Here is a 14,501-nt window from a genome sequence, read left to right as displayed (position 1 = left end):
AATACAGCGCCACAAAAAAAAACCTCAACTATGTTGAGGTTTTTTTCTATAAAGACTGTAATCTTATTCTTGAATTAAAAGTCGGAACCCTTCTCCGTGAATATTCACGATTTCTACTGCAGGATCTTTCTTTAAATACTTACGTAATTTTGCAATATATACGTCCATAGAACGCGATGTAAAGTAATTATCATCGTGCCAAATACGTGTTAAGGCAATCTCACGAGGCATTAAATCGTTTTTGTAAACAGCTAATAAACGCAACAATTCGTTTTCTTTTGGTGAAAGTTTTTGTGATTTACCATCGTAAATTAATTGTCTCAATTTTGCATTGAACGTAAACTTGCCAATTTTGAAATCTTCTTGTTCAAATTTTTCTTCTTCGCCAGAATTACGTTGTAAAACTGCTTTTATTTTGTACAATAAAACTTCCGAATCAAATGGTTTTAAGACATAGTCGTCTGCTCCAATTTTGTAACCATTCAAAACATCCTCGCGCATGTTTTTCGCTGTTAAAAATATAATTGGTTGTTCACTTTTTAGTTCTTTGATCTCTTTTCCTAATGTAAAACCATCTTTTTTAGGCATCATTACATCAAGGATGCATAGATCATAATCACTTTCTTTAAATTTGGCAAGACCGTCTTCACCATCGATTGCGTGCGTTACGTCAAAATCGTTTATAACCAAATAATCCTTTAATACACTTCCGAAGCTTGGATCATCTTCTACTAAAAGTAATCGTTGTTTATCACTCATTGATCTATGATTTTAGAGGAATTTTAATGAAAAAAGTACTTCCTTTTCCTGCTGAACTTTCTGCCCAAACTTGTCCACCGTGAAGCTGAACAATTTTTTTGACATAAGCCAACCCAAGTCCATGACCTTTTACATTGTGTATATTTCCCGTTTCTTCTCTATAAAATTGTTCAAATATTTTTTTCAGAACGTTTTGCGGCATTCCCATTCCTTTATCAGAAATTTCAATTAAAAAATTGTTGTCTTTGTTGTATGTTTTTACTCTAATCTCCGGTGTGTTTGGAGAGTATTTTCGAGCATTATCCAATACATTAATAACGATATTCTCTAAATGGAACGGATCTCCTTTTACAAATGATTGTTCTGCGTTGTATTCTTCAAATATTGTACCATTTCTTTCTTCTACAATAAATCTTATCGGCTCAACACTTTTTTGTACAATCCCATTCAAATTTACTTCCTGAAAATTCATATCCATTTGATTGCGATCAAGCTTTGACATTCGTAAGACCATCTCAACGTGAGCATTCATACGTTTGTTCTCTTGTTTGATCAAATCTGCATAATATTTCACCTTTTCAGGATCAGTAAATATTTTTTCGTTACGCAATGCATCAGACGCAATATTAATGGTTGCAATAGGCGTTTTGAATTCGTGCGTCATATTATTGATAAAATCAGTCTTAATTTCCGAACTCTTGCGTTGCAATTGCATGTAATAAATTGACAATGAGAAAACCGTAATAATAATCATGGTTAAGATAAATGTCAATGAAATAACTGGAACTGTTGGCGCAACAATGGCTAAATTTCGGTTAACAAAATTTGCTGCCAAATAATATTCGATATGATCCTTTCTGTCCAAAAATAGCGGAACCATAAATTCGATTTTATTGCGATCAAAATCTTTTGATTTGACATTTGTTTCTGTCGAATCTTTTTTCAAAACTGCCAAAATTGGCATTGCTTGATGAATTCCTCTGTTACGTAATTCGTTTTTCAAAATCGAATCTAACATTGCATAATTCACACGTTTGTCGATCGGCGTAGAGCCTGCATCCCAACGCGCAGCGCTTTCCAGCGTAAATGTTCCGTCTTGTAAAGCGTGCTCAAAATTCAGATTCAGATTCGGAATTCCTCTAGCAGAAGAATCTTTGTCTATCTTGAAAACTCGCTCCTGCGAATAAATATTCGCTTTCGTCAAACTATCATTGTATTTTCCAGATGACGGCAACATCGATTTTTCGACCACATAACGCGTTACATAAGCATACGTTACACCAAGCGAATCTTTGATGACTTGATTGGTTACAACTTGCGGTTTATCTTTATTTGACTTTAAATCTGATTGTATATTATTGAATTTCTTATAATAGCGTTCTAATTCGTTTTTATTTATTTTTTCAGTTGTATAATTCATCGCTTGGTACACGTTGTTGTTAAAACTGTCTGTACCATTCTGAATTGTTAAGTTTAGCCAATAGAATTGAATGATTATCAATCCTATAAGGGCAACACTCATGATAACGATTAAGATTTTATAAAATCCTTTTTTCATTTATTTTTTATTGAATGATTAAAAATAGTTTAATCTTTTCTAATTTCTATCTTTTTGTTAAAGTTTGGACGATTAAATCATTTTTTTGATTTTGATAAACGTTTCTTCCACTTCATTTTTCAAGTGAGCTAAATCGCCATTATTATCAATGATAAAATCTGATTTAGCAATTCGTTCTTCGTCCGAAATCTGATTGTTTATTCTCGCAAGAATTTCTTCTCGTGATAAAGCATCTCTTTCTATAGTTCGTGCAATTCGCGTTTCTATATCGACCACTACACATATCACAACATCGCAATCTTTGTAACTACCACTTTCTATTAAAATAGCAGCTTCTTTCATTACAATGTCCGATTTTTGAGCATTTTTCCAATCTTCAAAATCTTGGAAAACTGCTGGATGAACAATTGAATTTAATAGCATCAATTTTTCATTATTCTGAAAAACTTGTTTTGATATGAATGGTTTATTCAAACCATTTTCATTGTAAGCTTTTTCACCAAAAGCCGCAATAATTTTAACTTTTACTTCAGAGTTTTCATTCTGAATCGTTTTCGCTCTTGTATCAGAATTATATACCGGAATACCTAATTCTTCGAAGAATTTTGCTGCTGTACTTTTGCCAGAGCCTATTCCGCCAGTAATTCCTGCTACAAAAGGTTGGTTGTTTTTCATGGTTTGAAGTTAAAAAAATGCCGAAGAATAATTCCTTCGGCAATCAGTTAAATATATGTTAACCTTAAACTTAGTTTTTTTCTTCAACTGCTTTTTCTGATTTCTCAGCTTTGTCAGTAGTTTTTGAATAACGTGCAGCAGTTAATTCGCGAGAAATTGCAGCCTTTTCAAATTTAATTTTTCCAGCTCCAGTTTCAATGATAACAGCGTCGTCATAAATTTCGTTGATTTTCCCGTGAATTCCAGAAGTTGTTACAACTTGATCACCACGTTTGATATCCGTTTGAAATTGTTTTTCTTGTTTTGCTTTCTTTTGTTGAGGACGAATCATGAAAAAGTACATAATTACGAACATCCCTCCGAACATCAAAAGCATAGACATTCCTCCGCCTTGTGCGCCAGCTTGTAAAAAGATTGTTTGAATCATTTTTATATTTTATCGATTTAATACTTATTGTCCAAATGCTTGTTGCGCATTTTGATCATTTGCAGGAGCTCCAACAACGTTTGCAGAAATGTCAAATTTCTCATGACCATTTGTTGTGTTTGTTACTAAAGTTACTGTTTTTTGTTGTTTTCCGTTCATGTTTCCAGCTGTGTAAACAACTTTGATAGAATCTGTAGCTCCTACTGCAATTGGAGTAGAAGGGAATTCAGGAACAGTACAACCACAAGTTGCAGACGCATCGCGAATAACTAATGGAGATTTACCATCGTTTTTGAACTTGATATATGTTTCTACTTTATTGTTAGCTTTTACATCTCCAAAATCGTGATTCGCTTCTGCTAATGTTAAAACTGGAGCTGTAGCTGGATCTACAACATTTTCAGCTTGTTGAGCTGTTTCTTCTGCTGTAAAATTGTCGCTAGCTTTTTTCTCTCCACAAGAGCTGATTGCGAATGATAATGCAAATGCACCTAATATAAATAATTTACTTTTCATTTTTATAATTATTTGTCTTAGTCAAAATTAAGAAAAAATAGTGATTATAATAAACCTCTACCGTATTTTGGTAAATTATTATTGTCTTTTAACTCTTTTAATGTTTTATCTAAGATTCCGTTAACAAAAACACGCGATTTTTCTGTCGAATAACTTTTCGCTAATTCCACATATTCGTTGATCGTAACTTTTGCAGGAATGTTAGAGAAATATAAAAATTCTGTCAAAGCCATTTCTAAAATAATCAAATCGATTGTTGCAATACGATCTAATTCCCAGTTTTGAGCTTTTTCGTCAATGATTTTTCTTGTTTCTGCTTGGTGACGAATAGTTTTACGGAATAATTCTTCAGTAAATTTTTTGTCATCTAAATCTTTGTAAACTTTGAACAAAGAAATCAACGGAGAACTGTTTTGACGGAACGATTTTATCGTTGTGTGCACCATCGCATTTGCAATATGTACATCGTCTGCCCACGTGATTTGAATTCCTTCTAAGTAATCGTGCAAATCTTCATATTCAGCAATAAATTCTACGAAAAAGTTCAAGATAAATTCTTTGTCTTCTTCAAAAGAATGTTTGTCGCTGCTCATGTACGTTTTGTACAATTCGCTTTCTGTCAAATTTTTAAAGATATTGTTTGGATAAGAATCATAAATATCCCAAAGTAAAAATTTGTTGTCATTTGAATAACGAGTTAATTCAAGATTTTGTTCAATAATTTTGAATATTTTATTCTGAACAAATTTTAAATTTGGATTTAAATCTTCTTGGGTTGGAAAGTTTTTTGATTTTGCAAGTTCAATTTTATGCTCTGCAATGTCCTTTTGAACTTTGATCAAATTTAGGAGATAAATGTACAAATCGTAGATTTGATCGATACTTTTCATCATATTTTTCTCGACCGCTCTTTCTTCGCCTTCAGTTCCTAAACTATTGTAAGCATAGATATTCTGCATTACTTTTTCGCGTAGTTGTCTTCTTCCCAACATAATTTCAATGATATAACGTCTAATAAATTGATGCAAAGGTAAAAAAAAGAATGTAATTTTGTTTTGTGAAATCATTACAAAAGTTAAATAAATTTTTATGGAAGTATAAATGGAGAATATTTTTGGGCTTCATTTTTACGATTTGTGCCAATTGGGTGCAGGTTTATTCCGTTACATATATTAGAGAAGCAATCAATACAGTTGAAGAATTGCTACGAAATTTTAAGAAAGAAGGAACAGATAACCTCGATCTTTTGAAAGATGGTTTGATGTATGCAAGTTTGGCGTTTTTCTTTTTTAAAGTTTTGGGAGGAGTTTTGACGGTTGGTACTCGACAAATGATTATTGTGGCATCGCGTTATATTGAGTTCGATTTGAAAAATGTGATTTACGATAAATATCAAAAATTATCGTTGTCCTTTTACAAAAAACACAAAACGGGCGATTTGATGAATCGTATTACCGAAGATGTCGGATTGGTGCGTATGTATCTTGGACCTGGAATTATGTATCCGATTGATTTGGTATCGCGAGTTGTGATTATTGCGTATTTTATGTTGCAAATTGATCAACAATTAACGCTTTATACATTGGCTCCTTTGCCGATTTTATCATTGTTAATCTATAATGTTGCACGAAATATTAACAAGAAAAGTAAGCGAGTACAAGAACAACAATCTACGATTTCGTCATCTGTACAAGATACTTTTGCTGGAATTCGCGTGATAAAATCATTCAATTCAGAAGAATTTATAAAATCTAAATACGAAGTAGAAGCAGACGAATATCAGAAACGTGCGCTTAATTTAGCTCAAATTCAGGCAGCTTTTGGACCATTGATGGTTGTTGTAGTTGGAGTGAGTAATCTGGTGATTTTGTATTTGGGAGGAGTAAAATATATAGAAGGAACAATGGATATTGGTTCTATTGCTCAATTTTTCCTTTACCTAAATATGTTAATTTGGCCATTTACTTCCTTAGGTTGGATTACGATGGTTGTACAACGTGCAGAAGCATCAATGTCTCGTATCAACGAGTTTTTGAATGCAGAAACTGATGTAAAAGAAAAACAATTAGTGAATCACGAAGTAGAAGGAACAATCGAATTTAAAAATGTGACGTATATCTACGAAAACACTGGAATTAAAGCGTTGGATAATGTTTCGTTCAAAATTAATAAAGGTGAAACTTTAGCGATTCTTGGAAAAACAGGTTCAGGAAAATCGACAATTGCTTTGTTAGTTGCGCGTTCGTTGGAACCAACTTCTGGTGAAATTTTGATTGATGGTAAAAATATTCATGATATTAATGTAGAATCTATTCGAGAAGAAATTGGTTATGTACCGCAAGAAGCTTTCCTTTTCTCGGATTCGCTAACCAATAATATTTTGTTTGGTTCTGATGATACAGATGAGCAAACGGCCGAAATTTTTGCGAAAAAAGCGGTTGTTCATGACAATATTGATCGATTTAAAGAACGTTACGAAACAGTTGTTGGAGAACGTGGCGTGACGCTTTCTGGAGGTCAAAAACAACGTGTTTCTATAGCTCGTGCATTGGTAAATGATCCACAAATATTAATCTTTGATGATAGTTTATCAGCTGTAGACACCGAAACCGAAGAACAAATCTTAAATAATTTATCTTCTGAAATTAATGGTAAAACAACCATCATTATTACGCATCGTGTGTCTTCTGCAAAGCGCGCTGATCAGATTTTGGTTTTAGAAGATGGTCATGTTTTAGAAAATGGTTCCAACGGCGAATTATTAAATAAGCATGGTTATTATTATGAATTGTACAATAAACAACTGCTAGATTAAGTTTATTTATAGAGATTTAATAAAATAATAGAAAATAATTGTTTAAAATGTTGTTGTTTTCTTAATTTTTTTTAGATTTGTTAGGAAACATTTAACAATTAAACTCTATTTAGACTTATGAATGATTTTGAAAACCAAGAAAAGGTGGATGCAGAAGGAGTCTTTTCAAAGGTATTAAGGGCTGGAAGAAGAACTTATTTCTTCGATGTTCGCGAAACAAGAGCAGGGGATTATTACTTGACGATTACAGAAAGTAAAAAAAATACGCAGGACGATGGAAATGTGTATTACAAAAAACATAAAATCTACTTGTACAAAGAAGATTTTGAAAGTTTCAAAGATATGTTAGACGAAACGACCGATTTTGTTTTTGCACAAAAAGGACAAGAGGTAATTTCGGAAAGACATCAAAAAGATTTTGATCCAAAAAATAAAGTTGTGAGTAAAGAAGAAACGCAAGTTGAATCTTTTACCAATATCGATTTTGACGATATATAGACTTTACTAAATATGCGTAAAAAGAAACCTCCGCTCAAGTTATTGAGCGGAGGTTTTTATTTATTTAATTTTTTATAAATCTCAAAAGAAAAATTTCTATAAAAATCTTCTGTTAAAAATTGATTAAGCCCATATTGTTCATAGATACTTTTATTCAAATCTAATGGCAAGCCTAATTGATGCCCATAATACAAATGAAAATCTTTTATTTTATTATTTTCAATCATATAATCAATATACTTATCAGTTTCATCGTGTTTATTTGATTCTTCTTTTATTCGTATTAAATTCAAAACAGAATTTTCTTCATAAAATGTAATTTTAACTTCTGCTTTACTTTTTTTGAAATAATTTGTAGCTTCAATTTTTAAATTATATTTTTTGATTTTAGTTTGAATAGAATCATTGATAAATAATTCAAAAGAATCAACTAATTTGTCTTCATTTTTATCAATTAAACGTGAATTAATTTTAAGATTAGAAAATTCAGAATTTGCATTTGGTAAAACTGAACTCGATTTACAATTGAATGATATAGTAATTATTAATAATTGTAGAGTGGCATATATGTATTTCATTTTTGAATATGTTAATTGCTTCAAAAATAATCAATATTAGTAAAATTATTTAATTACAAAATGTCGAGCTGAATTTAATCTTGTGGGATTCTGAAATAAGTTTAGAATGACAATAAATCACAAAAAAAACTCTCAAAGAAATCCTTTGAGAGGTTTGATATATTGTAAATAAGTTAAATCTTAACCTACTAATTCTTCTACTTTATCAGCAGCATCTTTTAATGTGATAGCAGAGTGAACAGCGAAACCTGATTCATCAATCATTTTCTTAGCGATTTCTGCATTTGTTCCTTGTAAACGAACAATAATTGGCACATTAATTTCGTCACCCATATTGTTGTAAGCATCTAAGATACCTTGAGCAACACGATCACAACGTACAATACCACCAAAAATGTTGATTAAGATAGCTTTTACGTTTTTATCTTTTAAGATAATACGGAAACCTTTTTCTACACGTTCAGCATCAGCAGTACCACCAACGTCTAAGAAGTTTGCAGGATTACCACCAGATAATTTGATGATATCCATAGTTGCCATTGCCAAACCAGCTCCGTTAACCATACATCCTACGTTTCCGTCTAATTTTACGAAGTTTAATCCAGCTTCACCAGCTTCAACTTCTGTTGGATCTTCTTCTCTTGTATCACGTAAAGCAGCGATATCTGCATGACGGAATAATGAGTTATCATCGATAGATACTTTAGCATCTACAGCGATAATTTGATCGTCAGATGTTTTAAGAACTGGGTTAATCTCGAACATAGAAGCGTCAATCGCAACGTATGCATTATATAAAGCAGTGATAAATTTAACACCATCTTTGAAAGCGTTTCCTGATAAACCTAAGTTGAAAGCAACTTTACGCGCTTGGAAACCTTGGATTCCTACAGCTGGATCAATTTCTTCTGTAAAGATTTTGTCTGGCGTGTGCTCAGCAACTTCCTCGATATCCATTCCACCTTCAGTAGAATACATAATCATGTTTTTACCAGTAGCACGATCTAATAATACAGAAACATAGTATTCTTCAGTTTCAGATTCACCTGGATAATAAACATCCTCAGCAATTAAAACTTGATGAACTTTTTTACCTTCAGCCGAAGTTTGAGGTGTTACTAACTGCATTCCGATGATTTCGTTTGCTTTCTCTTTAACTTCGTCCAAGTTTTTAGCAAGCTTTACTCCACCACCTTTTCCACGACCACCTGCGTGTACTTGTGCTTTTACGACATGCCAACCTGTACCAGTTTGTTCTGTTAATTGTTTAGCAGCTTCTACAGCTTCTTCTGGTGTAGTAGCAACGATACCACGTTGTACTTTTACACCATATTTACTAAGAATTTCTTTTCCTTGATATTCGTGAAGATTCATTTTTTTTGATTTTTCAATTACAAAAATAAAAATATTGTTGATGTATTCTAAATTTTGCCATATTAATTTTATCAGCTTATGCTAAAAAAGTGGTTAATATTGTTTATTTAGAGGTTACAAGATACGAATATTAATGATTTAAAAAGTCAAAACAATTGTTATATAATTTTTAAATCGTACCAAGTACACTAAAAATTGTTTGTTTTGGGTTTAAAGCATTTTCGACGGAGGATTGATTTTATAATTTTATCAATAAAAAACCGTCAATTCTAGTGAAATTCTATTCTCGATACAATTTTTTATCATTTCATTTCTAAAAATCACTCGAACTGACGAATTTTAATTCAAAAAAAACTTATTACTTATGATTTAAGACTTAGTACTTAATTTATATCTTTACCTCATGATAAAAGCAGAAAATATTGTTAAGAAATTTGGTGAATTAGAAGTGCTAAAAAATGTTTCTTTATCGATTGCAGAAAAAGAAATCGTTTCTATTGTTGGTGCTTCTGGAGCAGGAAAAACAACTTTGCTTCAAATTTTAGGAACATTAGAAAAAAGTTCTGAACCAAAGAAATATAATACTTCTATACAGATTGCGGGACAAGATATCACGAAATTAAACGATCGCGATTTATCTAAATTTCGTAACGAAAACATTGGATTCATTTTTCAGTTTCATCAATTGTTGCCAGAATTTAATGCAATAGAAAATATTTGTATTCCAGCTTTTATCAAGAAAACAAAAAAAGCAGAAGCCGAAAAGCGTGCAAAAGAGTTAATGTCTTATTTAGGACTTTCGCAGCGTTTGACGCATAAACCGAATCAACTTTCTGGAGGAGAACAACAACGTGTAGCAGTTGCTCGTGCACTAATCAATCAACCAAAAGTTGTTTTTGCTGATGAACCTTCTGGTAATTTAGATTCTAAAAATGCTGAAGAATTACACGAATTATTTTTCAATCTTCGAAACGAATTTGGGCAAACTTTTGTTATTGTGACGCATAATGAAGAATTAGCAAACATGACCGATCGAAAATTGGTGATGGCTGATGGAGTTTTTCAAACAGAAATGTAAATGAATCAAAAAGAGTTAAAGGATTTTTTAGACGAAAAAGTTCTTCAATATAATACATTAGACTTTATCGATTCTGATCCAGTACAGATTCCGCATAGATTTTCTGCGAAAGAAGATATTGAAATTGCAGGGTTTTTAGCAGCAACAATTGCGTGGGGAAATCGTAAAATGATTATCAATAATGCGAATAAAATGATGCAGTTAATGGGAAATTCACCTTACGATTTTGTGATGAATTTCTCTGAAAATCATTTAGAGAATTTGGATGGATTTGTTCACAGAACATTCAATAGTGAAGATTTGAAATTTTTCATGCAATCGCTTCGTAACATTTATCAAAATCATGGAGGGTTGGAACAAGTTTTTGCAAAACATCAAACTTCAAATTCGATGCAAGCATCAATTTCGAATTTCAAACAAACTTTTTTCGAGATAGAGCATCCAACTCGAACAACTAAACATATTTCAGATCCGCTGAATAATTCAGCTGCAAAGCGTATCAATATGTACTTACGTTGGATGATTCGTGATGACAAACAAGGCGTAGATTTAGGAATTTGGAAATCCATACCAACTTCTATTCTTTCGTGTCCTTTGGATGTACATTCGGGAAATGTTGCACGAAAATTAAATATTCTGACTCGAAAACAAAATGATGCAAAAGCATTAAAAGAACTGGATACAAAATTGCGAGAAATGGATGCAAATGATCCTGTGAAATATGATTTTGCTTTATTTGGTTTGGGTGTTTTCGAAGGGTTTTAACTGAACTGAAAATAATTTTATTTAGAAAAATTAGAATTAAATTCGCTAAAAATAAGTTTGTATGAAAGATTTGAATGGAATAAAATATATCGAACGTTTACCTGTTGTTTCGACTGAAAAAACGCCTCTTTTTGTGCTGATACATGGTTATGGAAGCAACGAAGAAGATTTGTTTTCGTTTGCACAAGATTTGCCGCAGAATGCGCATATTGTAAGTGTGCGTGCGTTGCATGATATTGTGTATGGCGGATATGCGTGGTATGATATCAATTTTGTGAACAATGAAAAATGGATGGATGAAATGCAAGCAATAGAATCTCGTAATAAATTGGTTGAATTTATTGATGCAATTGTTCAGCAAGAGAATTTAGATGCAGCAAATGTAACATTGATGGGCTTTAGTCAAGGTGCAATTTTGAGTTATGCGATTTCGCTAAATAATCCTGAAAAGATTAAAAACGTGGCTATTTTAAGTGGTTATCCAGAAGCTAAAATTATTGGAGATTTTGATCAATCGAAAGATTTTTCGAATTTAAATTTCTTTGTTTCGCATGGAACAGAAGATGTTGTATTACCAATTGAATTAGGACGAATGGGTGACGAGTTTTTAAAATCCTTGAATATTAATTTTGAATACCACGAATACAGAAGTGGACACGGAATTGTTCCTCAAAATTACTATGATTTGATGGATTGGATCAAAATATTTTAACATAAAGCTGAATTTAATTCAGCTTCTCATCATTATAAGATATTTAAATAAATTTAACTTCTATGGCGTCGCCGTGATATTCCTTGAACGAGGCGTCATAGAATTCGATATTCGTATAACGAAATAATAATTCGGTAATTTCTTTTTTCAGAATTCCTTTTCCGTAACCGTGAATTAAAATCAATCGAATTTGACTTTCGAACATGGCACGTTCCACCTCATTTCGAGCAACATCTAATTGCGTTTGTATAATTTGCGCATTATCCAAATCACGCCAATTATCAACCAGATTTTCGATATGCAAATCAATTTCTCGCGTTAAATACGGATGACGATGAGATTTGCGAAAAGTCTTAAACTTTGGTTTCGAAAATTCTTTGATTTCCTCATCTCGATATTCTTCATAGTCAATCTCAATATCTTTGATGATTTCGTCTTGATGATACTCATATTCAAAACCAAACTCATCATTAAAGTAAACAAAATCACCTTTCAATTTGGTAATTGTTCCCGAAATATTATCATCTATCACTTTAACTTTTGTTCCAATTTTGAACATTTTCTACTTTTTCTGCAAAATTAAGAATTATTTTATGAGTTTTTAGATTGTTGTATTATTCAATTCAAACTCAATGTTGTATTTTTGTTTATTAAACTAACCAAATGTCAAATCAACCTAGAAAAATAAAAGTACTTTTTAGGCTTCGTTCATTAGAAATGGGTGGAGTTCCAAGAGTAGTTTTAGATTTGTTGCGAAACTTACCAAAAGATAAATTCGACTTTACTTTGATGCTTAACTTGTATCAAGGCGAATTGATTAAAGAAATTCCTACTGATGTAAAATTAATTGTTGTAGAAAAAGGAAAAGAACAGATGAGTTCTAATGGTTTTATACAGAAATTACAATTAGTTTGGCGACGATTGAAGTTAGAAGTTTATGATAAATTTCCGTCAATTTTATACAAAATAAAAGTTCCAGAAAAATATGATATCGAAGTTTCCCCTGGTTATGCGGAATTTGATATGGTGTTAAATTCTCCTGATAAAAAATCAAGAAAAATAGGCTGGTTTCATACTGATGTTGGCTATGATAAAGATCAACAGAGAGTTTTGAGTAGAATTGAAAAGATGAAACGTTTTGATTTTATGATTTTTGGTTCGAAACAAACACGTCAAGTAATCGAGGATTTGTATCAAGTTACCTATCCAAAATCGACTATTATTTATAATGTGATAAAAGTGGATGAGGTTTTGAAAAAAGCCGAGCTTTTTGAGTATTCTTATGAAACAGATTTACCGGTTTTTTCGTCTATAGGACGATTACATCATCGCAAAGGTTATCATACCTTGATGAAGGTGCATAAACGATTATTAGATGATGGTTTTGCTCATAAAATTGCGGTAATTGGAGGAGGAAACGAAATGGAAAATTTGATCAATCAACGTAAACAACTAAATGTTGAAGATTCTTTTTTATTGTTAGATTCTCAAACCAACCCTTATCCTTATATCAAAGCGTCAGATTATTTTATTTTGCCAACACAATCTGAGTCATATCCATTGGTTATAGGTGAAGTAATGTGCATGCGTAAACCAATTATTTCGACAAATGTTGGTGGTATTGCAGAAATGATTGATGATGGAGTAGATGGAATTTTAATTCAATATAATGAAGATGAAATGTACGAATCGATGAAATCTTTTATGACGAATCATGATTTGGTGCAAAAAATTATTGAAGGAACTCAAAATGCGTACAATAAATTTGATGAAAAAGAGATTTATCGTCAAGTTTCTGAAGTTTTCGAACAACAATATCAAATCAAATTAGAAAATGAGCGAGGCTAAAATTACCATTGTCACGCCTTCATATAATCGCGCGCATACGTTGACGCGTGTGTATGATTCGTTAAAAAATCAGTCGTTCGAAGATTTTAAATGGATTATTATGGATGATGGTTCTACTGATAATACTAGAGAAATTGTTGAAAAATTTCAATCAGAAGGTTTAATTGATATTGAATATTTTTGGAATGAAAATCAACATAAACTCATTACTGTTTTTGAAGGAATAAAAAAAGTGACTTCTAAATATTTTATGATTGTTGATTCGGACGATTCTTATCCTGAGAATGCTTTACAAATATTATTTGATGAGGTAGAGAAAATCAAAAACCAAGACGAATATATTTCTGTAATGGGATTGTCGCAATATACAGATGGAAAAATTGTTGGAAATCAATATCCAAATAATGGATTTGATGGGTCAATCTTCGATATGCGTTACAAGTATAAAGTGCGTGGAGATAAGTTTGGAATTTTTATAACAAAGACTTATCAACAATTGTTGAAAAACTTTGATTATTCACCTTATAAAAGCAAAGGTTACATTCCACAATCGGTGTTTTTTAATACCTATGATGCTGATGGAGTGAAGACTAGATTTGTGAATAAAGTTGTTCGTAACTATCATTTGGATGAAGAAGATGCTAATTCTGTTTCCAATACACGTTGGACGGGAAAAAATACTTTTGGTTTGATGGAGGGTTATCGTTCTTTTCTAAATTCTTATGGAACAAAACTTTTTGGATATCCAAAAGCTTTAGTTCGTAATTTGGTTGGATATCAAGTTTATTCGATAATCAACCATCGAAATTTGTCAGAAATAAACAAAGGATTGAAGTACTTCAAATTGTTGTCGATATTGCTTTATCCGTTGTCGTATTTATATTTAAAATTGAAGTAA

16 protein-coding genes are annotated in these 14,501 nt (G+C 31.7%); 7 read left to right on the top strand and 9 right to left on the bottom strand.

The features are described 5' to 3' along the window. Positions 1-63: 63 nt before the first annotated feature. The 6 genes from B2217_RS01795 to nusB all read right to left on the bottom strand — a co-directional run bounded on the left by B2217_RS01795 (position 64) and on the right by nusB (position 5,002). Complete coding sequence (locus tag B2217_RS01795) at positions 64-759, bottom strand: response regulator transcription factor (protein WP_019974263.1); 696 nt, start codon at positions 757-759, stop codon at positions 64-66. A 4-nt stretch (positions 760-763) separates the two neighbouring features. Further along, on the bottom strand, positions 764-2,317 hold the full coding sequence (locus B2217_RS01790) for a sensor histidine kinase (protein ID WP_114998924.1): 1,554 nt from the start codon (positions 2,315-2,317) through the stop codon (positions 764-766). Positions 2,318-2,389: 72 nt separating this feature from the next. Next, positions 2,390-2,992, bottom strand: a complete 603-nt coding sequence (gene coaE / locus B2217_RS01785; RefSeq protein ID WP_291122027.1) for a dephospho-CoA kinase — start codon at positions 2,990-2,992, stop codon at positions 2,390-2,392. Positions 2,993-3,062: 70 nt separating this feature from the next. Then, positions 3,063-3,419: a preprotein translocase subunit YajC gene (gene yajC, locus B2217_RS01780; protein WP_125350678.1), complete on the bottom strand. Its 357-nt coding sequence runs from the start codon at positions 3,417-3,419 to the stop codon at positions 3,063-3,065. 24 nt (positions 3,420-3,443) lie between these two features. Then, on the bottom strand, positions 3,444-3,935 hold the full coding sequence (locus tag B2217_RS01775; protein WP_291122026.1) for a DUF1573 domain-containing protein: 492 nt from the start codon (positions 3,933-3,935) through the stop codon (positions 3,444-3,446). 44 nt (positions 3,936-3,979) lie between these two features. Next, positions 3,980-5,002 (bottom strand): transcription antitermination factor NusB, encoded by a 1,023-nt coding sequence (nusB, locus tag B2217_RS01770; protein ID WP_286512255.1) that lies wholly within the window; start codon positions 5,000-5,002, stop codon positions 3,980-3,982. Here nusB and B2217_RS01765 point away from each other — a divergent pair. Both B2217_RS01765 and B2217_RS01760 read left to right on the top strand, forming a co-directional pair. Beyond that, the gene (locus tag B2217_RS01765) at positions 4,993-6,750 is read left to right on the top strand and encodes an ABC transporter ATP-binding protein (protein WP_180905861.1); all 1,758 of its coding nucleotides are present in this window, start codon (positions 4,993-4,995) and stop codon (positions 6,748-6,750) included. The two genes, nusB and B2217_RS01765, sit on opposite strands and share 10 nt — an antisense overlap. Positions 6,751-6,867: 117 nt before the next feature. Next, the gene (locus tag B2217_RS01760) at positions 6,868-7,248 is read left to right on the top strand and encodes a PUR family DNA/RNA-binding protein (protein ID WP_114998930.1); all 381 of its coding nucleotides are present in this window, start codon (positions 6,868-6,870) and stop codon (positions 7,246-7,248) included. 56 nt (positions 7,249-7,304) lie between these two features. On the opposite strand, the gene B2217_RS01755 is transcribed toward B2217_RS01760, so the two are convergent. Then, positions 7,305-7,826, bottom strand: a complete 522-nt coding sequence (locus B2217_RS01755; RefSeq protein ID WP_180905862.1) for a hypothetical protein — start codon at positions 7,824-7,826, stop codon at positions 7,305-7,307. Between the two features lie 180 nt (positions 7,827-8,006). After that, positions 8,007-9,200 carry an ADP-forming succinate--CoA ligase subunit beta gene (gene sucC, locus B2217_RS01750; protein ID WP_180905863.1) on the bottom strand — a complete coding sequence of 398 codons (1,194 nt, stop codon included), beginning with the start codon at positions 9,198-9,200 and terminating at the stop codon, positions 8,007-8,009. 403 nt (positions 9,201-9,603) lie between these two features. Here sucC and B2217_RS01745 point away from each other — a divergent pair, with 403 nt between their 5' ends. From B2217_RS01745 to B2217_RS01735, 3 genes are all read left to right on the top strand, one after another. Next, complete coding sequence (locus B2217_RS01745) at positions 9,604-10,278, top strand: ABC transporter ATP-binding protein (RefSeq protein WP_180905864.1); 675 nt, start codon at positions 9,604-9,606, stop codon at positions 10,276-10,278. Next, positions 10,279-11,043, top strand: coding sequence for a TIGR02757 family protein (locus B2217_RS01740; protein WP_180905865.1), 765 nt, complete (start codon positions 10,279-10,281; stop codon positions 11,041-11,043). A 61-nt stretch (positions 11,044-11,104) separates the two neighbouring features. Continuing rightward, entirely contained in the window at positions 11,105-11,755 is a 651-nt protein-coding gene (locus tag B2217_RS01735; protein WP_180905866.1) for an alpha/beta hydrolase, read from the top strand. A gap of 43 nt (positions 11,756-11,798) precedes the next feature. On the opposite strand, the gene B2217_RS01730 is transcribed toward B2217_RS01735, so the two are convergent. Then, positions 11,799-12,314, bottom strand: coding sequence for a Smr/MutS family protein (locus B2217_RS01730; RefSeq protein ID WP_114998950.1), 516 nt, complete (start codon positions 12,312-12,314; stop codon positions 11,799-11,801). A 104-nt stretch (positions 12,315-12,418) separates the two neighbouring features. Between B2217_RS01730 and B2217_RS01725 the strand changes: the two genes are divergently transcribed. After that, entirely contained in the window at positions 12,419-13,603 is a 1,185-nt protein-coding gene (locus B2217_RS01725; RefSeq protein ID WP_180905867.1) for a glycosyltransferase, read from the top strand. Continuing rightward, positions 13,590-14,501: a glycosyltransferase family A protein gene (locus tag B2217_RS01720; protein WP_180905868.1), complete on the top strand. Its 912-nt coding sequence runs from the start codon at positions 13,590-13,592 to the stop codon at positions 14,499-14,501. Before B2217_RS01725 ends, B2217_RS01720 begins: the two co-directional genes overlap by 14 nt.

This window comes from Empedobacter sp. UBA7620 (genome assembly GCF_002484185.1).
GTDB classification, from domain to species: domain Bacteria; phylum Bacteroidota; class Bacteroidia; order Flavobacteriales; family Weeksellaceae; genus Empedobacter; species Empedobacter falsenii_C.
Note: the sequence above shows the minus strand (reverse complement) of the source record. Positions and strands in the feature narration are given on the sequence as shown.

Bases quoted from the DNA above. Each gene is read 5' to 3' on its own strand.
- B2217_RS01795 (WP_019974263.1), bottom strand. From the start codon at position 759: ATGAGTGATAAACAACGATTACTTTTAGTAGAAGATGATCCAAGCTTC.
- B2217_RS01790 (WP_114998924.1), bottom strand. From the start codon at position 2,317: ATGAAAAAAGGATTTTATAAAATCTTAATCGTTATCATGAGTGTTGCC.
- coaE (WP_291122027.1), bottom strand. From the start codon at position 2,992: ATGAAAAACAACCAACCTTTTGTAGCAGGAATTACTGGCGGAATAGGC.
- yajC (WP_125350678.1), bottom strand. From the start codon at position 3,419: ATGATTCAAACAATCTTTTTACAAGCTGGCGCACAAGGCGGAGGAATG.
- B2217_RS01775 (WP_291122026.1), bottom strand. From the start codon at position 3,935: ATGAAAAGTAAATTATTTATATTAGGTGCATTTGCATTATCATTCGCA.
- nusB (WP_286512255.1), bottom strand. From the start codon at position 5,002: ATGATTTCACAAAACAAAATTACATTCTTTTTTTTACCTTTGCATCAA.
- B2217_RS01760 (WP_114998930.1), top strand. From the start codon at position 6,868: ATGAATGATTTTGAAAACCAAGAAAAGGTGGATGCAGAAGGAGTCTTT.
- B2217_RS01755 (WP_180905862.1), bottom strand. From the start codon at position 7,826: ATGAAATACATATATGCCACTCTACAATTATTAATAATTACTATATCA.
- sucC (WP_180905863.1), bottom strand. From the start codon at position 9,200: ATGAATCTTCACGAATATCAAGGAAAAGAAATTCTTAGTAAATATGGT.
- B2217_RS01745 (WP_180905864.1), top strand. From the start codon at position 9,604: ATGATAAAAGCAGAAAATATTGTTAAGAAATTTGGTGAATTAGAAGTG.
- B2217_RS01740 (WP_180905865.1), top strand. From the start codon at position 10,279: ATGAATCAAAAAGAGTTAAAGGATTTTTTAGACGAAAAAGTTCTTCAA.
- B2217_RS01735 (WP_180905866.1), top strand. From the start codon at position 11,105: ATGAAAGATTTGAATGGAATAAAATATATCGAACGTTTACCTGTTGTT.
- B2217_RS01730 (WP_114998950.1), bottom strand. From the start codon at position 12,314: ATGTTCAAAATTGGAACAAAAGTTAAAGTGATAGATGATAATATTTCG.
- B2217_RS01725 (WP_180905867.1), top strand. From the start codon at position 12,419: ATGTCAAATCAACCTAGAAAAATAAAAGTACTTTTTAGGCTTCGTTCA.
- B2217_RS01720 (WP_180905868.1), top strand. From the start codon at position 13,590: ATGAGCGAGGCTAAAATTACCATTGTCACGCCTTCATATAATCGCGCG.